Origin of the sequence: Butyrivibrio sp. FCS006, assembly GCF_000424525.1 — a bacterium.
Classification (GTDB): domain Bacteria; phylum Bacillota; class Clostridia; order Lachnospirales; family Lachnospiraceae; genus Butyrivibrio.
In genome coordinates, this window is record NZ_KE384205.1 from 391836 (window position 1) to 414638 (window position 22803).

The 22803-nt window shown below is 44.3% G+C and carries 18 protein-coding genes; 4 read left to right on the forward strand and 14 right to left on the reverse strand.

Annotated features, from left to right (window positions below; genetic code table 11):
• Positions 1 to 2: 2 nt before the first annotated feature.
• Positions 3 to 1451 (reverse strand): rhamnulokinase, encoded by a 1449-nt coding sequence (gene rhaB, locus G633_RS0116230; RefSeq protein ID WP_022768623.1) that lies wholly within the window; start codon positions 1449 to 1451, stop codon positions 3 to 5.
• 121 nt (positions 1452 to 1572) lie between these two features.
• On the opposite strand from rhaB, the gene G633_RS0116235 reads away from it, so the two are divergent.
• On the forward strand, positions 1573 to 2544 hold the full coding sequence (locus tag G633_RS0116235; protein WP_022768624.1) for an AraC family transcriptional regulator: 972 nt from the start codon (positions 1573 to 1575) through the stop codon (positions 2542 to 2544).
• Between the two features lie 23 nt (positions 2545 to 2567).
• Here G633_RS0116235 and G633_RS0116240 read toward each other — a convergent pair whose 3' ends face one another.
• Both G633_RS0116240 and G633_RS0116245 read right to left on the reverse strand, forming a co-directional pair.
• Positions 2568 to 3341: a PrsW family glutamic-type intramembrane protease gene (locus tag G633_RS0116240; protein WP_022768625.1), complete on the reverse strand. Its 774-nt coding sequence runs from the start codon at positions 3339 to 3341 to the stop codon at positions 2568 to 2570.
• A 48-nt stretch (positions 3342 to 3389) separates the two neighbouring features.
• The gene (locus G633_RS0116245) at positions 3390 to 5102 is read right to left on the reverse strand and encodes a S41 family peptidase (RefSeq protein ID WP_022768626.1); all 1713 of its coding nucleotides are present in this window, start codon (positions 5100 to 5102) and stop codon (positions 3390 to 3392) included.
• A gap of 994 nt (positions 5103 to 6096) precedes the next feature.
• Between G633_RS0116245 and G633_RS0116255 the strand changes: the two genes are divergently transcribed.
• Positions 6097 to 6528: a hypothetical protein gene (locus G633_RS0116255; protein WP_026520557.1), complete on the forward strand. Its 432-nt coding sequence runs from the start codon at positions 6097 to 6099 to the stop codon at positions 6526 to 6528.
• Between the two features lie 52 nt (positions 6529 to 6580).
• On the opposite strand, the gene G633_RS19835 is transcribed toward G633_RS0116255, so the two are convergent.
• The 3 genes from G633_RS19835 to G633_RS0116270 all read right to left on the reverse strand — a co-directional run bounded on the left by G633_RS19835 (position 6581) and on the right by G633_RS0116270 (position 8890).
• Positions 6581 to 6742 carry an L-2-amino-thiazoline-4-carboxylic acid hydrolase gene (locus G633_RS19835; protein WP_081664837.1) on the reverse strand — a complete coding sequence of 54 codons (162 nt, stop codon included), beginning with the start codon at positions 6740 to 6742 and terminating at the stop codon, positions 6581 to 6583.
• A 35-nt stretch (positions 6743 to 6777) separates the two neighbouring features.
• Positions 6778 to 7395: an L-2-amino-thiazoline-4-carboxylic acid hydrolase gene (locus G633_RS18860; RefSeq protein ID WP_035771688.1), complete on the reverse strand. Its 618-nt coding sequence runs from the start codon at positions 7393 to 7395 to the stop codon at positions 6778 to 6780.
• 127 nt (positions 7396 to 7522) lie between these two features.
• A complete protein-coding gene (locus G633_RS0116270; protein WP_026520558.1) occupies positions 7523 to 8890 on the reverse strand; it encodes a hypothetical protein in 1368 nt (455 codons plus the stop codon).
• 139 nt (positions 8891 to 9029) lie between these two features.
• Here G633_RS0116270 and G633_RS0116275 point away from each other — a divergent pair, with 139 nt between their 5' ends.
• Positions 9030 to 9911, forward strand: a complete 882-nt coding sequence (locus tag G633_RS0116275; RefSeq protein ID WP_242838887.1) for an alpha/beta hydrolase — start codon at positions 9030 to 9032, stop codon at positions 9909 to 9911.
• 3 nt (positions 9912 to 9914) lie between these two features.
• Here the strand turns inward: G633_RS0116275 and G633_RS0116280 are convergent, their stop codons facing one another.
• Entirely contained in the window at positions 9915 to 11801 is a 1887-nt protein-coding gene (locus G633_RS0116280; RefSeq protein WP_022768633.1) for a glycosyl hydrolase 115 family protein, read from the reverse strand.
• A gap of 871 nt (positions 11802 to 12672) precedes the next feature.
• Here G633_RS0116280 and G633_RS0116285 point away from each other — a divergent pair.
• Positions 12673 to 14010, forward strand: coding sequence for an MATE family efflux transporter (locus G633_RS0116285; RefSeq protein ID WP_026520560.1), 1338 nt, complete (start codon positions 12673 to 12675; stop codon positions 14008 to 14010).
• Positions 14011 to 14091: 81 nt separating this feature from the next.
• On the opposite strand, the gene G633_RS0116290 is transcribed toward G633_RS0116285, so the two are convergent.
• From G633_RS0116290 to G633_RS0116320, 7 genes are all read right to left on the reverse strand, one after another.
• The gene (locus G633_RS0116290) at positions 14092 to 15600 is read right to left on the reverse strand and encodes a 2-oxo acid dehydrogenase subunit E2 (RefSeq protein WP_026520561.1); all 1509 of its coding nucleotides are present in this window, start codon (positions 15598 to 15600) and stop codon (positions 14092 to 14094) included.
• Positions 15600 to 16334 (reverse strand): lysophospholipid acyltransferase family protein, encoded by a 735-nt coding sequence (locus tag G633_RS0116295; RefSeq protein WP_022768636.1) that lies wholly within the window; start codon positions 16332 to 16334, stop codon positions 15600 to 15602. Before G633_RS0116295 ends, G633_RS0116290 begins: the two co-directional genes overlap by 1 nt.
• 97 nt (positions 16335 to 16431) lie before the next feature.
• Entirely contained in the window at positions 16432 to 17259 is an 828-nt protein-coding gene (locus tag G633_RS0116300; RefSeq protein ID WP_026520562.1) for an HAD family hydrolase, read from the reverse strand.
• 17 nt (positions 17260 to 17276) lie between these two features.
• Positions 17277 to 19001, reverse strand: a complete 1725-nt coding sequence (locus tag G633_RS0116305; RefSeq protein ID WP_026520563.1) for a glycoside hydrolase family 3 protein — start codon at positions 18999 to 19001, stop codon at positions 17277 to 17279.
• A gap of 17 nt (positions 19002 to 19018) precedes the next feature.
• Complete coding sequence (gene uidA, locus G633_RS0116310; protein WP_026520564.1) at positions 19019 to 20833, reverse strand: beta-glucuronidase; 1815 nt, start codon at positions 20831 to 20833, stop codon at positions 19019 to 19021.
• 14 nt (positions 20834 to 20847) lie between these two features.
• Positions 20848 to 21129 carry an NINE protein gene (locus G633_RS18865; RefSeq protein ID WP_196804285.1) on the reverse strand — a complete coding sequence of 94 codons (282 nt, stop codon included), beginning with the start codon at positions 21127 to 21129 and terminating at the stop codon, positions 20848 to 20850.
• 24 nt (positions 21130 to 21153) lie between these two features.
• Positions 21154 to 22632: an MFS transporter gene (locus G633_RS0116320; RefSeq protein ID WP_026520565.1), complete on the reverse strand. Its 1479-nt coding sequence runs from the start codon at positions 22630 to 22632 to the stop codon at positions 21154 to 21156.
• Positions 22633 to 22803 lie beyond the last annotated feature (171 nt).

The window sequence follows — 22803 nt, forward strand, 5'->3', positions numbered from 1 at the left end:
TTTTATGCTCTGAATTCTTTTATCTCAAAACTGTTATAGATAACATCTCTTGCTGCCTGAAGATCAGAAAGCTCTCCTGATGCGATCATCAAAATGGCAAGATTTCCGATCGCTGTTCCTTCGATTGGTCCTGCGTAAACAGTAAGGCCAGTTGCCTGTGCTGTCATCTCATTGAGATAGGCATCCTGGCATCCGCCGCCGATGATGTTGACGGATGTGATGGTTTTTCCTGTGATTGCGGAAATCTCTTTTATGGTGTCCGCGTAGCATTTTGCAAGTCCACGATAAACACATTGCATGATTTCTCCCACTTTCTCGGGAACCGGCTGACCATGCTCTCTGCAGTGGTCCTTGATGGCGTCGATCATGCTCTCGGGTGAAAGAAATGCATCATCATTGACATTTATCTCTGCCCCGAAATCTGCGCATTCCCTTGCTGCTGCAATGAGGTCGGGGAAGCTGTAATTCTTGCCGTCTGCGTACTTACTCTTTCTGCCTTCGACATATTCCGTGCCGTTAAGCTCTCGCCTTATGGACTGGATGATCCACAGTCCCATGATGTTCTTAAGGAACCTGTATCTGTACCAGGCGCCGCCCTCGTTGGTGAGGTTCTGCTGCCTTGCGTTTTCGCTTGTTATAGGCTCTTTGTTCTCAAGTCCAAGAAGACTCCAGGTTCCGCTTGATAGGAACACCGATGAGTCGTCTCTTGCCGGAACTGCAAGGAAAGCTGAGCCTGTGTCATGGGTTGCAGGAAGGATTACCGTTGCATCAAACCCTACTTCTTCCTGAATGTCTTTTGCCAAATTACCGACTACAGTGCCGGGCATCGACAACTCTCCAAAGAGTCTCTCAGGAAGTCCAAGCCTTCTGATCACTTCCATGTCCCAAGTCTTGCCGGCCGCATTTACCAGGTTCGAAGTGGTGGCGTTGGTGTATTCCTGCTTCCTTACGCCTGTCAGCTTGTAGCCCAGGTAGTCAGGCATCATTAAAAGAGCTTGTGCCTTCTCCAGAAGTTCCGGGCTTTCCTTCTTAAGTGCCATCAGCTGATATATCGTGTTGAAGGGCTGCTTCTGGATTCCGCATCTCTCATAGAGCTCTTTTTCACTAATGAGGGAAAAGACCTCTTCCTCAATACCCTCTGTTCGAAGGTCCCTGTAAGCAACCGCATCACCCAGCATCTCTCCGGCTTCATCAAGGAGCACGTAGTCAACACCCCAGGTGTCGATGCCGATGGATTCAGGAATCATGCCCTCTGCCTTGCAGGCCTTAAGTCCATCTATGATCCCGTTCCAGAGATTGTCCGTATCCCACACAAGGTGGCCGTTTCTCTGGAGCTGTCTGTTCTCAAATCTGTGCATTTCCTTAAGCTGCATCTGCCCGTTTTCCAGCCATCCGATTATGTGGCGTCCGCTGGATGCACCTATGTCAATTGCAAGAAAATATTTATTCATATCGAAACTCCAATACATTTAGTGTCAACAATGCTATAATATGGGATATGTGAGGAATATTCTAGGACCATATCTCTCACAAAATAGGACCTTATTTGACATGTATTGTTATGGGTGATTTATGAGAAAAGAACTTGTTGAAACCTTAAGTAAAATGACCGAGGAGGAAGAGCGCATTATCAGGGAAAACGGCGCTATTTCAAAAGATATTTACACCTCCGAGGATGAGTTTGTCATCGATGCTGCCAAGCTCCTTGAGAAGGGTAAGCTCATTGCCATCCGTCCCCACACCAGATTTGCGTACTTCCCGGTGCACAGGCACAACTATATAGAAATGCTGGTGATGATAAAGGGAAATCTGACTACCAAGATCGTTGACGGCGATACTCTCTTTTTATCCGAAGGAGATATCCTTCTGATGAACCGTCACACCAGGCATGAGATCATGCCATGTAGCAGCGAAGATATAGCGGTAAACATTATAATCCTCCCGGAGTTCTTTTCCCGGAGTGATGTCTCCTATGACCGAGAGAACGTGCTGCGTGACTTCATCATCACTTCGCTGTCAGAGAAAAAAAATCACAGCGACTATCTTCTGTATCACACAAAAGATATGGTCGCTGTGGATAATCTTGTTGAGAATCTTATCTGGACGCTCACCTCAGGCCACAAAGGCATGAACCAGATTGTAAATACTACGATGGATCTTTTACTGATGAATCTTGCTGCGCTCTCTTCCGACACCCTTAAGGACATGGGCTCAAAGGGCCAGCAGACAACCATCAATGCGCTTGAGTACATCGATCATAACTATAAGAGTGGTACTCTTGATGAACTTGCGTCTGTAACCGGCTATTCGACGGCTTATTTAAGTCGTCTGTTAAAGAGTCACACCGGGAGCAACTTCAAGCAGCTCCTTCAGACCAGAAAGCTCCAGCAGGCTGCGTATTACCTGGAGAACACGACACTTACCACCGAGAAAATCATTGAGAAGATCGGGTACGAGAACAGTGCATACTTCTATAGGAAGTTTTCGGAGAAGTATGGGTGCTCCCCAAGGGATTACAGGAAGAAGGTCAGTGTGCTGGGGTAAGCGAATTGTCGAGACAACCTCTTTTACTGCGCGTCTTTGGGTAAGATTGTCAGAGCAGAGAACTTTTCTGCATTCTTCTTGGCTCTTACCAGCACATTGATCAAAACAACAACATTTGTCAAAACTGCTATGCCGCCAAGTATGCCGCCTACAATAAAATCGCCGCCCCTTATAGCAGGATAATTAAAGACTGTTCCGGCATCATACAGAGTATGTAAAGCCATTGGGACGATGAGTGCCAGAGCCCAGTATAATGCAGTAGGTCCTTCACCTTTTTGTTTGTTATACTTTGCCCTGCCAATAAACTCTCCCATGATCATGTTAAGCGTCATATGAGTGAACATTAAAGGAGTCCTGATCAATAATACAATAATCGACGCCCCAAAAGTAAAGTCTTCCACAACCGTGAAGCCAAAGCCCACAGCAGCACCAAGGAGGATATACTCATAAACGTTGTTTATCTTATTTTTTAAGATGACGATTGTGATGATGATTGCAAGAAACTTAAACAGTTCCTCCGTTCCTCCCGCTACAAAGAAGGCTGTATAAAAAGCTGCCGGGAAATTTGCCATTGCTTCACCCGATACCCCAATGCTTTTAAATGCATATGCTAAACCAAGACCGGTAGGACCGGAAATCGGTACGCAAATGCCGCCCAAAACTATCGGCAGGATTGCCTGAAGTTTCCCTATAGGCTCAGGGACTTCCCTTTTGATCATTCGAAGGTAAATAAATCCACAGATAACTAAGGCAAACAATGAAGCAATAATCGAAATAATAGTTGTTTTTACGTCCATGATAATTTCCCTTTCTCAAAAAGTTGCTATAAACAGTTCCCCTATAGCTTAGTACAGATCATTTATATACTCAGTCAGTGCCTGCCTGTCATAGAAGTGCTCCGGCTGCCGGATCACATAATCCGGTTCAACGCCCTGATCGATGTCATACACAGACCCGTTTTTCATGTAGCTTAGGCGATGATTGCTTGACATTTGAAGTATAGTCCCATCTGCAGTAACAAATGGCATTACGGTGCATGCGCCGCCTCCGCTTTGCTGCCCTAATATTGTGACCTGTCCCGATGATTTTAATACGCTCGGGACCAGATTCCCGCAGGAAAAACTGATAGGCGAAGTCAGGCAATAGAGATTGTAATCAAGGAGCGAATCCTTTTCATCGTATTTGCCATCAAGATTGGCATCTGCTCGAAAACATTCGTTGGAATAAGCGCCAGTCAGTGTATCCTGGATACATACTGAACCCTCTCCCAAAAACAGGCTGATCACAAAGCTTGCAGTAACGGTATCACCACCTGAATTCATACTAAGATCCATGACTACATTCTTTATAGGGCTTCCCCTTCTCGTAATCTGAGAATAGGAATACAGAAGAAGCCCAACTGTATCCTGGGTATCGGCAGTAGGTGCATTTTCATAATAATCAGCATCCTGATCTTTTGTCATGAAACTGTCAAAGGTGATATATGCTGTGTTTCCTACTTCTTCATAGCCCGGAACTCCATCAGGGTAAAACTTTTCTCTGGCAGTGTAATACTTCATCGCCGAACTGTTCATATCCTGAATTGACTTGCCACTCTTCCCCTCAATGTTAGTATCCAGGCCCATTCGCCACGAATTAAGCATATACCCGCTGTGCATATCATCAATATAAAGTTCCATCAAAACTTTCATCGCCTTTGCAGACATCTCGGGATCAGTACTCCTTAGCGCGTCACTAAGAGCTGTCTCAGCAAAAAAGTCGTCAAAATTCTCGATCCCATGGCTTTCTTTCAGGCCATAATAATAGTCCATTACCATACATAGTTCATTATAGGTAAACTCCGCCAGGTCCTCGCTTTTGCTCTCCTTCGGCTGTGCTTCATAATACTTTCTCAAAAGTTCCCTTCCGGGTTCCGAGCCATACTCATACACAAATACTCCTTCGTTGTTATACAAAAGACATACATAACTCGGAAGAGACAACATAATATCGCTTAAGGTCTGCATGGGAATATAGCATTTACCATTCTCTTCAATCAGGTCTATCCCATATTTTTTCAGATCAAAAACCACCTCTGAACCAAAGCGGCTGTATGAGTTTTCTTCTGAGAGTATCAGGCCATCAAATACCGTATCAGGCTGCAATACATCTATAACCGTGCTCGTCCAGGACGGGACAAAAAAGGCATCGAAATCATAAAAGCTTATTGTGTCCTTATCACAATCTATCTGCATAGGATACTGGTTTTCACGGGTAATTGTTACCACTGAGCCTTGGGCCGAAGTGGTCAGTGCATAATTTTCATCTTCAATAATCTCGTGATTTACTCTCTCCACCAGGGAGACGGCAGTATCAATGTCAAGATAGGGAATGTCTTTGCTTTCGTCAGCGAACCAGAGCTTGATACTTTCCTCATTATTGGCAGAGTGAAAATATAAAGGAATTTCCATTTCAGTAAGGGTGCTTCCGGATGATGTTCCGCAGGAGGTCAAAAGAGCACTTCCCAAGATGGTCAATGCCAAAACAGTCCAGATCTGATTGTATGATTGCTTTTTCATGGAGCACCTCCTGATTGGGCACCTGATACTTTCCCTTTATTGTGAGGAACAAACTCTCATATATAAATTATGAGCCAATTCAGATTTGAACTCCAATAAAAAATTGATAAAATGTGTTTTGTATTACGTTTCGAGCAAAAAAGGACAGATATCGCACTGATTCTGTCCTTTCCATTTTTCCACTATTTTAATAAGGTGATTTTTTGATTGAAACCAAAAGAAGATTAACTTCCGGGATAACTTATCATCCGCAATTAGATTTTCTTATTCATATAATTTGGCAAATTTGCAAAATTGACTAATGTATATTATTTTGCATGCTTTAGTGACTTGAATCAGACAATTTCACTTTCAAATTGAAAAAAATTTGACTAAGTCTGCTGAAATCTATCACCTGAGTCACTCAAGCATCATTAGAAGCTCCAAAAAGAGTGACTAAATTTGGGAATTATTGATAGTTTAGTCAAAAAATGAAAATATTTCAATGTATGCCTTTAATAGATAAAAAGGGCTATTTAAGGCATACAAAGACAAATCAAAGATCAATAATATATTAAAAATATGCCTTCAGAAAACAAAAACACCTTGTTAAGGCATATTTCTAAAATTCCGCCCCGCACTTTGTCATTGTACATAATCCCGGAATTAAACCTTTGAAGCCACCCATGCAATGAGCACTGCCAAAACCGGGAATCCTATAACTGTAAACACCCACTTGCCGATCAGCGTTTTTCCGTAGATGTACGGCATCATATCCTCTGTTCCGGGGATGATCCATGCCTATGTTTTCCTTCCAATACATGATATCACCATTGTTAGCTACTACTAACCCTGTATTATAAAAAATAATGTTTTTGTGGAAATATGATTGGAAAAGTAGTAATATAGCCAAGTCTTATTATATAAATGGAGGATTTTCAATGGCTAAAACAAAAACCTGGAACTTTTCAACCACAGACGGAACACCTGTAGAGATCAGCCTGCGCAAGAATACTTGATATCTGTCAATGGTGGCGAGGAAGTAAATGCCAAGACCATCAAAAACAGTGCTGATAGCAATATCTTCGAAGCAGTATTTGATATTGCACTCCCTAATGGTGAGATTGCAAAGATGTTCTCTTCTACCACTCAGAAACACCTTGTATACAACGGCAGAGACGTTGTTACTGGAGAAGAGTACACAGTAGCTCCTATCCCGGCATGGACATGGGTATTTGTTGTACTTTATGCTATTAACTTTTTCGTATTTCTCGGTGGAGCACTTGGCGGTGTAGTCAATCTTTTTGCAATTCTCTTTACTGTTCAGATTGCAACCAGAAGCAAAAAATCTACCGGAGTTAAGATACTTCTTAATGTTCTCCTATTTGTAGGTGTTGTGATTCTTTCACTAGTCATCGCCTCATTGTTTTTAGGAATTCGCGGATAATAACAAAGGCCGGAGGAATCAATTTCCTCCGGCCTGTTTTTGTATGACGATTCTATGCTTTCTTCTTATATCCGCAGTCACAATACGGACCGCCTGAAGCCAGTGTATATTCCCTGACAAAATTTGAAGCACCGCCCAGTTCACTCATTGTATAGTCCAAATGACACATCGCAGGAACCAGGTCAAAAAATCCACATTCCTGCAGGCATTCCATTATATTTCATTACTTTAGCTTTTTATGCCTCCCTTTTAATTGTTTCTGATTCGCAGGCAAAAATCGCACCTGTCTGCGCCTCTTCCCAATGTCCCCGTCCTGATGAACTCAAGTCCCGGAAGATTGCCATATATCCTGTCATCATTTCCGCAGAAGATCTTCGTGATTTCAGGGCACCCCAGTTCAGTAAAATATCTACTATAAGGACATTCTGTTACATCCATCCTGTATTCGCCCTTTTTGTTTGGGTAAAAGACATTTTGAAATCCGCAAGAAGATCCAAATATCTTTTTGGTCATTGGATCCCACATTTTAACAAATAAGCTTTTCATTCCGGGTACTCTCATCAGTCTGGCCAGCTTAGCCTGTATACCTACGCACCCTGCAATCGCAGCATCTTCAATAACTTTATATGCCGCATCCTCGCCCAGTATAGGCTTTATTGTCAGATATATTGCTGAGGAAGGGAAAATCCTGCTATCAGTATGGGTATGTACTCCCTTAGGCAATGACTCGTACTTACGCAGATACTCTGAAAGCTTAACTGTGGCATCATTCCAGAGCCTATCACTTTGCTCCTTAGGAAAAACCTTATCCATTTCAGCCTTTATGAAGCCTTTCTTGGACATTATCTGTTCTGCCTTGTTTTGCATCTTCTGTTTCCTTTCTTATTCTTCATTGCTATATTTCATGATATCACTTATTGTTAGTTAGCGCTAACTTATCAAAAAAAATGTGGGCGCTCTTTTTGAGCACCCACTTAACCGGCCTTATATACCATCAGAGCACCTCAAATACATGTTTGCCAACAACAGGTTTCTCGCCCTCTATTTCTGTCATGTAGGAGATAAGATAATCCTGTAGATTCTCCTTCCCCAGCTTTTCGAAAATCTCTTTTGCCGTATCATATCCAAGCTGCTTGCCTCTTTCGTTCCAATCCACCAGGGCGTCGATCGTATCTATAAGCAGATCACTGTCATAGTGGAACCTTAGTATATAATCTGCAAATTCCAGAAATCTCTCGGAGCGCATTATTTCAAGGGCTGTCACCAGATTACCGGTACTCCTGGAATCATGGACCAGCCTGGCTTTAAGTGTATCTCCGAATCTGGCAGCATCACTCATCTGGGCCTTATTCATATATTCATCTATCAGCTCATCATTAATCACGTCAAAGGTATCGATACATGCCTGCTGCTCAGCAGTCGGATAATATTTGACAAGCTCTTTTGCCGGATAAGTATCCTCCACAGACCTGTAGGAAGGAGTCTTGAGCGGTTCTACAATGGCCGGGCCTTTACTCTTAGCTTGGATCTTATCTTTAATCTTCTGAAGTCTTTCTTTGTTAACCCACTTTTTCGGCGCATCTATCCTGACATCATTTGCCATTATGAACCTATTTTGTTTCCCGCTTTTTTCCGTAAAATCATTGGCAAAGCACCTGGTGATCACAACTGCGTTAAAGGGCCGGTGATCTAACGCTGCTGCCATTGCCTTGTGATGTCCATCTAAAAGAGCTGTCAGATTCCCGTCCATGAAATAGGCAATTGCTCTGGCGCCGGGATGCTGCCTGTAATATTCAACTCTCTCCTTGTTGCATTTCTCAAAAGGTTCTGTAGCTATCGTAAAATGAGGCTTAAGGCTTCCCCACTCGCCATCTTTTAGATAAACCAGGCAAGAACCCGGTTTCACAGTATCATCGTTCGGATAATCCCAGAAAAGGTTGCCGCCTCCATCTGTTGGGTACAGCTCTGTATCCCAGATGCAGTAATATCCATCCATAAGAAGCCCCACCAAAGGCTTTATCTGCTCCAGCACCTCTTCAAAAGAGGCTGTATCAGAATTGATGGCATCAAAAGAAAACTCTTTGCTCTGCTCAAGATTGTATCCGGTCTTAACTATCTTTTCGCAGGTCGGACAAAAATATTCTTCGTCCTGAAGCTGAAAAAGAGGCTTATCACCGAACATGAGGGTCATCAGACTTTTCTTTTCCTTCTCAAAATAGGACTGGATCTCATAAATAAGTCCTTTCCCGTTTTCTACATACAGAAGTGCTCCGGGTGCGTAGAATTTCTCAGATCTGCCAAATACTGATAACGTCTCTATGTTAAGTTTTGATTTATTAAAACGTGTAAAAAGATCTATCAATTTATATTCTCCAGTTTCAATTTTGGGACTTGCATTTTTTCTTTTTCATGTTATTATACTTCTTCGGGCAATAAACAGTTTATATTTTTTTTATAGAAAGTAGCGTTATATGATAATCGTAATAGCAAACATAATATTTTTGGCAGCTTTATATCTTACACTCTGTGCAATATTTGCAAGATCAATGGGAATCATTAAGTGCATCGATCCAAACAAGGCTTATCAGAAAGAGAACAAAAGACATTTTCTCGATGGCTATAAGAACTGGAAAAGTGAAGAATACATAATAAAATCTTTTGACGGTTATGAACTTCATACCACCTATATTCCTTCAGCCATTCCTACCAAAAGATTTGTCATCCTGGTTCATTCATCTACTTACTGCAGAATCGGTGGGATCAAATACTTTAACATATTCAGGAAAATGGGATACAACGGTATTCTCTTTGATCTTCGTGGTCATGGCGACAACAAAAAGTCTCCGTCAACATGGGGCATCAAGGAGAGCAAAGACCTTCTCAGTGTAATAAATGATACCGTTGACCGTTTCGGCGATGATATCAAGATTGGTGTTCACGGCGAGTGCCTTGGCGGCGTAACTGCTCTTACCGCTCTTAAGTATCATCCTAATATCTCTTTTGTTATCGCTGACAGCTGCTACAATTCTCTTTATTCACTTCTTTGCAAGCTTGCTCAGCAGATGGCACATGTATCACCGGTACTTTTTGATCCGGCTGTAGTCTTCTTCAGGCTTATGTTTGGATACTCTTATAAAAAGATCTTTACAAGAGACAGCCTTGGTGGGAACACAGTTCCGATATGCTTCATTCAGGGTGACAGCGACTGCGTTGTACCTGTCTCAGATACTATGGAGCTTGAAGACGCGACTAATGGCTATACTGAGACCCACATATTTAAAGGCGCTGATCATACCCGTAACATTCTTGTTGATGCAGACCGTTATGAAGATATCATCAGGAAGTTTTTGTTCAGAGTCAATTTTATGGAGCTTATGGCTTAAGCATTATAATTTTTGCTTCATGAGATCAAACAGTTCCAAGTCCTTCAAATGATTGGTGGTGCTAAGAAGGAGCGTTACTTTCCTGTCTTCTTCGGGGTCCTGAACGTCGCGCTGCCAAGCCCAGTAATGAGGGCCGTCGCCGATTGCTCTTAAGGTGGACATGAGGTATTCCATCACATAGGCAGATTGCTTGATATCAGTTTCACAGTCATTCTCATAAAAGCCCTGCCACTTGTCGTGCTCTCTGTCGCGCTGAGCCTTGTCTCCTGAAAGGAAGGCTTCGCGAGCGAGTCCGGCCTGGTAGAAGGCTTTTTTGTATTCTCCGGCAAGTCCAAGAAGCATGCTCTCACAGGCAAGGTTTGCTCCGAGGTAGCCATAGTACAGATATTTTATCTGCATCAGCAGAGAATCTTTGAAAAGCTCTTTTCCTGTATCGGAGAGAGCTTTTGTTGTAGTCTCACATTGTTTCAAATATTGTTCATAATTGTCAGCTGCTGCTTCCACAAGCTCTTTATACCAGATGATCTGATCTCGGAAGGTGGTGGCGCTTGTGGCCCATTTAAGGTGTGGCGCAGGACTATTTCTGTCCACAACAAAGTTCGTAGCAAGCATCCTTGTGATGTGGTTTGCGAACTGCTCTCCCGCCCTGTTGTCCTCGTGAGGGCCGAATTTCAGTGAATACTCAGGCCACTGGGAAAAGAGCTTTGAAACGGCCTCTGCGTTATCGGCTCCGTAGTAGGTCCTCGCGTAATCCTGAGTGTACTGCGCCGTGTCTGCGTTGCCGGTTTGCCAGAGCCTTGCAACAAGGTCAAGGTAGTACAGGTGGGGCTTGATGTTTGAGCAATTGATGATCCAGAAATCCTCTGCGCCATGTGAGAGGCAGTCTGAAAGCTCTTTTCCTATAAACGCAGGTGAGTTCGGCATCATGGTCATGTGATTTGCTGCCTGAAGATCATAAAAGGATACGTGGTAGTAGATACCATGTCTTCCGTGGTCGCTTTCTGTGGGAAGCGCATAAACTCGAGGGTCATCATCGTTCTGCCTGCGGGATACCATCTTGCCGTAGCCGTTGTCAGCCCATACTCTGATGACATCATCGGGGATTTCAAGGTGGCCGTCACGGTAAAGTGCCATGATTTCGCCATAGAGATTGGTGCAGCAGACTGCATCTTTGTTATGCTCTTTGACCAGGTCATACTGCATGCGAATGATCTTGCTGATGAGCTCGCCACGGGCTTTGGGCGTGTCATACCTCGTGTCGTCTGCCCAGAAGGGTTTATCACCCTGTCCTCTAAATCCAATGTTCCAGATTACTTTGCTGTCTGACTGCTCCTTGATTGCGTCCTTCCATAGACCGATGAAGAGGTCTTCGTGCTTTGCAAATGAGGGCTCCAGGTCTGGATAGGCTCTTATGAACATCTCAGCGCCCAAGGGCTCTGCGTGGTGATGGGTTATGTATAGCCCCATCCTGGACGCCAGGGCGCGGTACTTTCTTGAATTCTTATCAGTTCCAGGAATGGTCATATTTCCGCCAAGGCGCAGTAGTGCCTCAAAGGCCATCTCCCAGGGAAGTTCTGAGCTTCCGTCCACCTTCCAGGTTGCTAAAAGGACTTCGTCGTTGATAAACCAGCCACGGTAGCGGACTCTTGGTTTTTCGGATTTATAGGTGAAACCTTCGGGAATCTCTATGCTCTCGCGGCGCTGTATCTTCTGGTCATTCCAGAACCACAGCGGCTGTATACCGAGAAAGCGCCTGCTTATCTCATAGATACCGTAGATAAAACCAAGGTCGTCGGAGGCTTTTATGGTCAGGGTATTGTCCTTGCATGAGAGTATGTAGGTTTCAGCTTCAAGGGAATTATCTTCCTCAAGGATAAGGTTGGGAGTCAATGGGGATGGTTCAGTTTTGGACCCTGGGGACGGAGTCAGTGGCTCATTTTTCAAGGATTGTGACGAAACCGCATTTTCTCGCAAAAAATGAGCCACTGACTCCGTCCCCAGGGTCCAAAACTGAACCGTCCCCATTGACTCACTTAAATCTCTTTTCAAGTGACCTAATGCATGTAAAACAGGCTCGCTTGCTTCGCCTGTTATTATAGTTAAGTTTGTGTTGATGATCATAGATTTTTTGCCTCCTGCCGGCGTTTATATCAAGCTGAATTTGCTTGTTTATTTGCTGATAATTCAAGGATAACAGAAGCCTTCAATTTACATAATTGTTTTGTGATAACTTGGTCGTTTTTTATAAGATTTCAACTATGGATGCACTAAAATGTGCCTATTAATGATTTAGACTAATATGAAAGAAAAAAGACTAATTGCAAATACCAACTCCTGCTTTTTCATCGGATCCTACTGTCTGGCACTGAAATTTGTTCAAGGACAGTAGCCACGGTCGTCATGTTTGAGCAAACACTACTGTCCGCGAATTAAATTCCCCATGAGACAGTAAATATTTGCTTTAAATTAGCACCTTGCACGTCTAAACACTGCAAAAACTGTGATTTTTCTACTGTCTCTATAACAATTCAGTCATGAGACAGTAGCCCTGCACATGATAATGTGTAATTCACTACTGTCCCCAGAAGAAATTTGTCATAGGACAGTAGCCTACGCCAAATGTGGCATACAAATTGAGTCACCGGGGACGTTTCAGATTGACTCATTGCACACAATGAGTCAATCTGAAACGTCCCCAATGACTCAAGAGAACCATCCCCAATGACTCACGCGAAGCTCCACTCATGAAAGAGGAATCACCATGAAAGACATGACAAAGGGCAGCATTATCGGTGCCATCATTTCTTTTTCAATTCCAATGCTTATTTCAAGCATCTTCCAGCAGCTGTATTCTCTGGTGGATACTTATATCGTGTCGAGATACCTTGGACCGGACGCGCTGGCAGGAGTTGGGGCGACAGGTCTTCTGACATTTCTGATGCTCTGTATAACGCTTGGAATGGGCGCCGGTGGAGGTCTTATCATCGCGCAGTGTTATGGCAGCAAGAACTATGAAAAGCTGCGCAGCACCATCATTTCCATGAGCTATATCATGCTGCTCCTGGCAGCCGTCATGTCTTTTGTCGGATTCGTTTATTCAAGGAAATTCCTTGTATTCCTGAAGGTTCCGAATAACGTCCTTGACTATTCCGTCACCTACATCAGGATCATCTTCGTTTTCTCCATCGGCACGGTTCTCTACAACCTGACATCATCAATACTCAGGAGCGTAGGCGATTCCAAGACTCCGCTCTATGCGCTCATCGCCGCCTCCTTTATCAACATTGGCCTGGATCTTTTCTTTATCCTGAAACTGAATATGGGCGTGGCAGGAGCAGCTTACGCAACAGTCATTTCCCAGTTCGTTTCCGGCCTTATCTGCCTTGTGATCATAATCAGGAAAAGAGCTGACCTCAGCTTTAACGGCGTCGGAAGCCTGCTGCCGGATGCACATACTCTGCTTCTTATCATCAGAACATCCCTGCCTTCGACCTTTCAATCGTCCCTCATTACACTTGGCGGAATTTCTGTACAGAGGCTCATCAACTCCTTTGGCAGCGATGTCATGGCGGGCTATGTTGCAGCCAGTAAGGTGGATTCACTTGCCATTCAGGTCATCCTCTCCGTTGGCAATGCGCTGTGTGTTTTCACAGGGCAGAACATCGGCATCGGCAATCTTGAGAGAATAGAAAAAGCACTGAAGAAGTCACGAATCATCATGTTCTTCAGTGCTGTTGTCATTGCTATTTGTGCATATACCTTCAGGTTCTGCATCGTAGGCATATTCCTGGATGCAGATGCTAATCCGCTTGCTCTTAACACAGGTGCGCAGTACCTATCTATCGTAGGTGTCGCATACCTTATCTGTGCCATTATGCAGAGCTACCAGAATGTCATAAAAGGTGCCGGCGACGTCAACACCTGCATGGTTGCAGGGCTCACGGAGCTTGCGGGCAAAATTATATTTGCCTATGCTGCATCTCCTTTCCTTGGGCCTCTTGGAATCTGGATCTCTACGCCGTTTTCATGGGCTTGCGGATGCGTGATTCCTGTTGTCAGGTACTACTCTGGGAAGTGGAAATTCAAGACTCTTGCATGAGATTTTGAGTCAACTTGAAACGTCCCCGGTGACTCATTTTGAGTCAAAGAGAACCGTCCCCACTGACTCCCCACTGACTTATCAGCGAACCTCTTCTGAAAGAGGTCCCTCCAGCAGAGCCGGATTCTCAATAAGAGTCTTCATTAGCCTCAGGGAACGGGCATAATAGAATCCGTCCGAAATTCTTTCATCTATGGTAAATGCCAAATCCAGCTCTTTCTTCATGGTGACATTACCTTCCTGGTCGTGATGGGGCTTGAACTTCTTGGTTCCGATGATAATGAATATGGAATTGGTTCCCCAGTTCATCAGGTGATGATACCCGATATCAAGGCCAAGCGATCCAAGGTTAGTCAGGACCACCGAACACTGATAGGGGTCTGTCGCAATGACGGAAGCAGGCATCCAGCCGTGCCTGTCAAGAAACCTTGCAACAGCTCCGATAATGTGCTTGCCCGGAAGCTTCATGATAAAATTCATAGCCTCTGTAGACTGATCGTCCTCATTTTTGCAAAGAGCTATCTGCTCTCTTACCTTGTGGCTGATGCTCCCAAGGGTATCGTCATCTTCTGCCACAATTCTTGCAAGAGTCTCATCGCCGTCATCCCTGAACTCTTTCTTAACAGTGAAAGCCGCAGTGATATTGTTTCTCTGATACATGGTCTGATTGGCGATAAAACGGTTCATCTGGGGACGCATACGCAGTAGCTTAAGAGCCGCTGCGATCACGACATCAAAGATAGCTATTCTATCATCGGGATGCGCTTTGTTGTACTCCCTGATGTAATCTTCAGTACTTGTAATGTCTACAGCGAGCTTCATATATGCCTCGTTGTCGCATCTGTTTGGATACATAAGCGGCATAATATAGTGCATTGCATCGATATCCCGCAACTTAGTGCCGTCTCGTCTGTCTCCGATCCTTCTTTTTCCCAACTTAAATTCCCTCTCAAACAAAATCAATTCCAAAAATAGATAAAGTATAAATGCTGCACACACATCGACAAATGAATGCTGTTTTACAAAGCATACCGATATGCATATCATAAGTCCCCAGGCTGTTATAAAGATCTTTTGCCAAAGCTTTATATCTCTTTTGACAATCCAGGCAGAGAGCACGGCAAGAGTATAACCCACATGAAGGGATGGACATACGCCTGTGGGAGTATCAACGGAATAAATAAATCCCAGAAGCCTTGTAAGGACATTGTCACGTTCAAAGGTATCCGGCCTTAAGTTCTGTACGGAAGGCCAGACAATGTAGGTAATAACAGCTATTATCTGCATTCCGATTATCAGTTTCTGAGCCCGCACAAAGCTCTTTATATCATAGAGCACGAATACAAGGAGCGATAACACCATAAAGATGTACCATGACACATAGAATATAACGAAGTAATCGTTAAAAGGTATCAGGTCATCAATAAAGCAGTGGACCACATGACACTTGCTCACCGGGATAAAGTTCTCGGTGACCAGGTACATTATAAAATATGCCACCCAGCCCAGCAGCAGCAGTAAATGTCTGTATTCTTTGCTTGTTATATTGGATAATCTCAGTTTAGTGTAATCAACAACAGGTTTCTTCATTACAATCTTTCATTATACGGATAGTTTTTTCTTGAGACATTGGGATAAGGTACAACAAGGTGTCTTGGCATGGCGTAGGCAATCTCCGAGATTGCGTCCTGCAGGTAATTGCAGATCCTCTCTGCCTCTTCTGCCTGCGGATTGTCAGGCGAATAGATAACAGGCTTGCCAAATACAAGCTTTCTGAGTTTCGGGCACACGTACATGGGAACAAAAGGGATTGCTGTCTTGTTCTGTCTGTAGTAATACTTGGCCACGTGCACAAAGCCCCTCTGAAATTCATGAACTATATTGTTGTGATCTATATAATCTTCAGGGAAAATAACTATTGCAGCATTCTCTTTGAGCCTGTCGCATGAGAGCTGAAAGGTCTTCATTACGCGCTTATCCCTATAGACGGGAAGCGTATCCGCACTGGTAAATATAATCTCTGCAAGAGGTGGGATCATATATGAAAAAAGCCTGAAAAACGGCCTTAAAAGAGCCGGCTTTTTTGACCAGAAATCTTTGTATGCATAGTCAGCAACACGATCTTTTTCCATCATTTCGGAAATGCACCAGGTATAGTGCTTTCGCGGAAAGTACAGCTCCGCAGCCAAAGGTCCGAATGCCTGAGAGTGATTCCCCACAACCACAACAGGTCCCTCCGGAATATTCTCTTCTCCCTCAATTTGGTATACCGGCATTACAATGGCCACAATTCTCCTGATCAGACGATATACAAAATGTTTCAACTATTCACCTCCGGGTGGATTTTGATTTATCCCCCAAAGAAAAAGTATACCTTTATCAAACCCCGGCGTCAAAAAAAATAATGGCCCCGCAGGACCATTATTTTAGGTTGTTTTTGAAATTATTTATCATTTGGACGCCATAGTCATCGTAGGTATCCGACACGAATCTTGCAAGGGCATGTTCTGAAAATTCCTTCCAGCTCTGCGCCTCTTTTTGAACCAGGATCGGGTAAAAGAATACTCCGTTCTCGCCGGCAGCCTGAAGGTCGCCCGGAGCATCTCCCACCATCAGGATATGTCTGCTGTCATACCCCATGTCCTTGATCATACCAAGGCAAGCGCTCTTTGAACCCATCTCCTGAGTACATACAATATCCACCATCTCAAGGAGTCCGAACCTGTCCCACTCGGCCCTGACAGCCTCGGGGTTAGCGCTGGACACCACTGCGATATCGCACTTTCCGTAAATTGCATCAAAAGCCTCTTTTACTCCGTCAAAAGGTTTGATCTCTTCTTCAGGAAGCTCAGAGATGGCTTCATTTACGCTCTTACTCCAGTTAAGAGCCTTATCAAATATGGGAGAAACGCTAAGCATCTTGGATATTGCATCATTGCTAAGTTCCGGCGCATCATCACTCCAAGTCTTAAGCGCCTTGACTCCCTCGATCTTTACAAATTTCTCATCAACATACAAAAGACAAAGCGTCAGTCCCTTAAACCTGTTGATACCTCTTGTCATGGAAAAGAGATTGATCTCATTCCACTTCTCCAGGATCTCTTTTTCCCATTTCTCAAGTCCCCACTCCTTTATCATGCAGGGACCAAAGCACCTGAAGTGCTTGATATTCATGGTGTCCATGGCACATCCGTCTGAATCGATGCAGACTATATGCTCATGTTTCTTCTTAAAATCCAAACCGGACATAACATATCCTTCCTTAATCAAAGCCTTGTATCCCATCTGTCACACCAGACAAGATCATTTGCCTCACCCTTAAACTCAGACTTTCCGGTGAGTTTCTCCACCAGCGCCTCGATGTACTCAGCGCTTCCGCTATAAGCATTTATGAAAGTCTTCATCATAGGCACATCAAAGAGATGATTGGTGTAATTGAGCGATACGGCAACCGTTGGCACTTCATGTACAAACCACGGGATCTCACAAGAGTGTGAAACCGAGTAAGTAAGCCTTGTGTTGTTCTCCTTGGCATAGCCCTTCATGCTGATGACAAACAGCACCAGGTCAGTGTTTTTCTTAAACTCCTCCCTGTTCTCATGCTCCATCATCTTGAATCTGTTAAACTTCGACGGACCTTCCATCTCGTATTCGTAGTAGTCCTTAGGAGCCCTCACATCAAACCCGGCCTTCTCAAGCTCTTTTACCAAAAGAGCCTTTGCAGGATCAGGGCCATCGGCCAGCGAAACAGGTGCGCTCTCTACAAAGTACAGCACAACCTTCTTTTTATCTGCAGGAGTAACCGGCAGGATACGCTGAGTGTCTTTTACCAGCGTGATGCTGTCATCCGCAGCCTTTCTTGCAAGAGCATGATGCTCATCACAGCCGACAACCGCAAGCATGTCTTTATTAGGAAAAGACATCTCGTCAAGCCCAAGGTGAGCCTTGAGTCCCAGGATTCTGTGAAGAGCGTCATCAAGCCTTTCTGCGCTGATGGTGCCATCCTCGATTCCCACTCTCACGTACTCGATATCCTCAGCAGGATCATTAAAGAACAGGATCATGTCACAGCCTGCTGCCACAACCTTCTGCATAGCATTCTTTCTGTCAGCAGCTGCTGTAAGTCCCGCCATATGTGTTGCATCGGTAACGATAAGACCGTTAAATCCAAGCTGCCCTCTGAGCAGTCCCTGAAGCAGTTCAGGTGACATTGTAGCAGGCATGATATCTTCATCCTTGATATCAGGATTAAACTTCTTTGTATACGCTCTCTGAGCAATGTGGCCAACCATAATGCTTGGAAGTCCCGCATCTATCAGCTTTTTGTAGACCATTCCAAAGGACGCATCCCACTCTTCAACAGACAGGTCATTGCATCCCATCACAAGGTGCTGGTCTCTCTCTTCGCTTCCGTCTCCCGGGAAGTGCTTGGCAGCGCAGGCAATTCCTGCCTTTGTCATCTCATCCATGTAGGCCAGTGACCTCTCTGCCACAGCCTCAGGATCATTGCCAAAGCCTCTGGTATTAACAATGGTATTTCTCCAGTTAGATACCACATCGCACACCGGCGCAAAGCTCCAGTTGCATCCGACAGCCTTGGCTTCTGCTGCGCCGACCTTTGCCATATTCCTTACAGTATCAAGAGTTTTGCTCGCTCCGCAGGCAGCACCTGTTGCCACAAATGTACCCTCACCCACAGCGCCGTTTCCGCCTGCCTCGCAGTTAGCTGCGATCAGCACAGGGATCTTGCTCTTTTCCTGGAAGAATCTGTTCTGCTCATAGACCTCCTCCAGTGTTCCTCCCTGCCAGCGAACTCCGCCGATATGATACTTGTTTACAAGCTCATCAAGGGTCTTCTCATCTCGTCTGAGTGTGAGGTTAATAAAGAGCTGACCGATCTTCTCATCCATGGTCATGTCCCTGATCGTATCCTCGACCCACTTAATTTTCTTATCATCAAGATTAAAAGGTTTTGCCTTAAGATCTACCATTATTTCACCGTTCTTTCTTAGTTTTTGTATCCGAAATCCGGAATATTTGTCCATCTGTGTTTGAAGTAATGTGCAGCCAGCTTAGGTTTACGGTCTCTGGTGAAAAGACCTTTCTTATTGCCCTGAACTCTTACGATGCTCTGGCTTGTTGCAAAGTCCGCAAAATTCCAGACATGCTCGCCCACAACAAAATCATTCTCATCAAAGACTGCATTGTTCATCTTGTAGTAGTCAACCTGATACTCCTCGGTAAACATCACCGGTGTTGTATCGTGAAGCCCCATTACCGTATCAGCTCCGTACTCGGTAAACATAAGTGGTTTGCCAAGCTCTTTCCACTGTTCAAGCTCTTTTCTAAGAGCTTTCTCGGAAGCCTCAAGGTCGGGTCCTGCATAGTACCAGCCATAGTATCTGTTGAGGCAGATAACATCGGAAAGCTTTGCTGAGATGTCTCTATCGGGCCCTCCTGCCATCTGTACGCTGGTGAGGGTACAAGGTCTTTTCTCCGGATCAAGCTCTTTTGCCAGCTTATAGAGAGGCTCGAAATACTCGTAAGCACCCTCGGAATAGGAATCCGGCTCGTTTGCTATATTCCACATAACTACGCATGCGTAGTTCTTATCTCTGCTTATCAGGTCGCGGATAACATCCTTGTGGTGCTCAAAGGTCTTTACACCATGTTCCTTGTCATAGGTTCCAACCTTCTGTCCGCCGAAGTTAGCGCCGCCACCGAAGTCGAAATTGATGCCAACGGCAGTGGTCTCATCTATAACTACAAAACCTTCTCTGTCTGCGATACGCATCATCTCTTCGCTGTAGGGATAATGGCTGCATCTGAAGCTGTTTGCTCCCTGCCACTTCATAAGGGAGACATCCTTGATGTACATTGGAATGTTGATTCCACGGCCATTGGGGAAAGTATCCTCGTGCTTGCCGTAGCCCTTGAAATAGAAAGGCTTTCCGTTAATAAGGAACTGTTTTCCCTTTACCTCAACGGTTCTGAAGCCGTAAGGAAGCACGTAAACATCCTCTCCGTAAGTAACCTTTATGTTGTAGAGATATGCATTAAGCGGCTGCCAGAGGTGTACGTTTTTGATTTCAATCTTTCCTTTTGCGCCGTCGCACTCGCCGACCTTTGCTCCTGCTTCATCATAGATCTCAACAAGACATTTTTCTGCATCTCCCTCTGTCTCTACCTCGTAGGACAGTTCTGCGTTTTCGCCCTCTATCTTTGGCAAAAGAGATATGTCTTTAATGTAGCTTGTTGGAGTGGTGTAAATGCGTACAGGTCTTGTGATTCCGCAGTAATTGAAGAAATCAAAGTTTGGATTGTTGGTCTTTTTTCTCTCTCCGTCTGCAAGTGAAGCCATGGGTCCGCCCATCATCGGGGCATCTCCGCCCACTGGAAGAGTTGTGTAATCGATGATGTTAGAAACTGCTATCGTAAGAAGGTTTTCACCATCTGTAAGCTCACCACCTATCTCAACTTCGAAGGGAAGAAATCCTCCTTCATGACGCGCCAGCTCTTTTCCATTCAAATATACAATTGCATGGTGAGTTACAGCGTCGCACCTAAGGACAACTCTCTGACCGCTGCGCACTGCCTTGGGCATGGTAATTTTCTTCTGATAGAACACGAAGCCGTAGTGATCCCTGAAGCTTGCGCCTTCCTTCAAATCGTTATAAGAAGCAGGAACAGGCATGGTTATCGGATTCTCCAGTGGTCTTTCATACCACTTCTCTTCAAAACCCTTGCCATTATCCAGTGCAAAATCCCATATTCCAGAGAGGTCCATCACCATTCGTGAACCAGTAATTATTGGATATAACATTTTTATTCCTCCTGTCAGATCTCTATGTTTCCGTGTTCATCAGCTGCTTTGGGCACTGCTGCCATCCAGTCTAAAAGTCCCATGGCAACGGAGATTCCGGTCCATGAAAGGATCAGATAGAAAACGCCCTTAGCGTAGTGCCCTGCGTAAAACTGGTTTGCGCCGACAATTGAAAGAGCGCAGAGCCAGAGATATTTCTTTCTGTTTACAGTCTTAGGAGTATCAAGTTTTTCTTTTAACTCAAAGTATTTTTCTCCGAGTCGTACCCAGAGTCTATTGTCTTTTTCTGTGCTCATTGCTCTCATTTGTCGTCCCTTTCTTTATGCGTTCTGATTCTTGATCTCAGAAATCTTTTCTCTTACTTCTTCCATCTTCTCAGCTGTAAGCGGATAGTACTTCATGGCAATAACGTTTGCCAAAAGACCTAATGAAACAAGTCCGTACATAAGGAAGATTCCAACTACCTTGAGCTGAGGTGTATAAGGTGTATCAACGTCAGGCATCACTGTCTTGAATCCGATTGCTGCAAGGCAGATGCTCGCTACGAATGGAGCCAGTGATGAAACAAGCTTGTCGATGAAGCTAAAGAGCGTTCCCATAAGTCCCGGAACATAACGACCTGATCTGTAAGTCTCATAATCTGCACAGTCTGCTGTCATAGGGATTACGATGTTTGAGCTTACCTGCTGGAAGCCACCTGCTACAACTGTCAGGATGAAAAGAGCTACTGTAAAGAAGCTGAATCCTGTGAATCCTTCATAACCAGGAAGATTAAGTGTTGTAGGATCGCCGAAGCCCCAAAGAAGCATCATAAGTACATTTCCGATAAGAGCGATCCAGCTGCTTATAACCATTGCTTTTCTCTGTCCGAACTTGGTTGCGATCACGCCGACACCAAGGATGATGAAGAGGACATTACCGATGGTTGTGTAGATCTGAAAGCCACCTGAAAGAGCGTAGTTACCTGCTACGATAGCGTACATGATAAGCGTAACTGTAGATGTTCTTGCTGCTGATCCAAGCTTATCTGTTGATGCGGAAACAACCAGCATCTGGATAGCCTTGTTGTTCTTGATAACCTCGAAGTAATCCTTGAAGGTGATCTTCTGTGCCTTACCTGTTCCGAAGTATTCTCTTCTGTCCTTAGGCCAGATTGAGATAACAGCGATGGCTGTGAACAGTGCTGAAACAAGTGCAACGATTGCCCAGAACTCATGGAACATCGCAATGTCTTTTCCAAGGCCATGGTACTTAGGTGCAAGGTATGATGAAACGAAAACCTGTCCGCCTGTGAAGAGGATCATGTTGTAGATCGCATCAAATACTGTGAACAAAGGTCTCTGCTTGGGATCGTTTGTAACACAGGTCTGAGCTGACTTTGTAACTACACACTGGAAAGTGTATCCGATGTAGTAGATGGCGTTGATAAGGATGAAGAAGAATATCCTTGGTGCGCCTTCAGGAAGTGATGGTGTTACAAAGAACATCAGAAAACTTGCAAGTGCAAGTATGATATTTCCGATTATCATAAATGGTCTGTTCTTACCGAACTTGCCGTCTGTCTTATCTACGATATAACCGATGAAGGGATCTGTTACTCCGTCCCATACTCTCATGATCATTGAAAAGCTTCCTGCCAGGACAACACCCAGGCCAACCCATCCGGTGATGTAGTAGGCAATAAAGTTCATCAGGAATAAATAAAGATTTGTTGCTGTGTTGTTAAGCGCATATCCTGCAATTCGCCATGTTGGAACTCTGTGGATTCCGTTTCCAACATCATATTTACTGTTTCCCATTGTTTTTCCTCCGCGTTTGTCTTTAACCGTTTTTTGTGCTCTGCTGCAGTTCAGAGCACTTTTTTGTATTCTCATAATACATACGTGCAAGGGCCAAAACAATGACAATATTTGTTTATTGTAGTATTATATTTATAGTTATTTAAATAAAGTTAACATTGTACTATATTT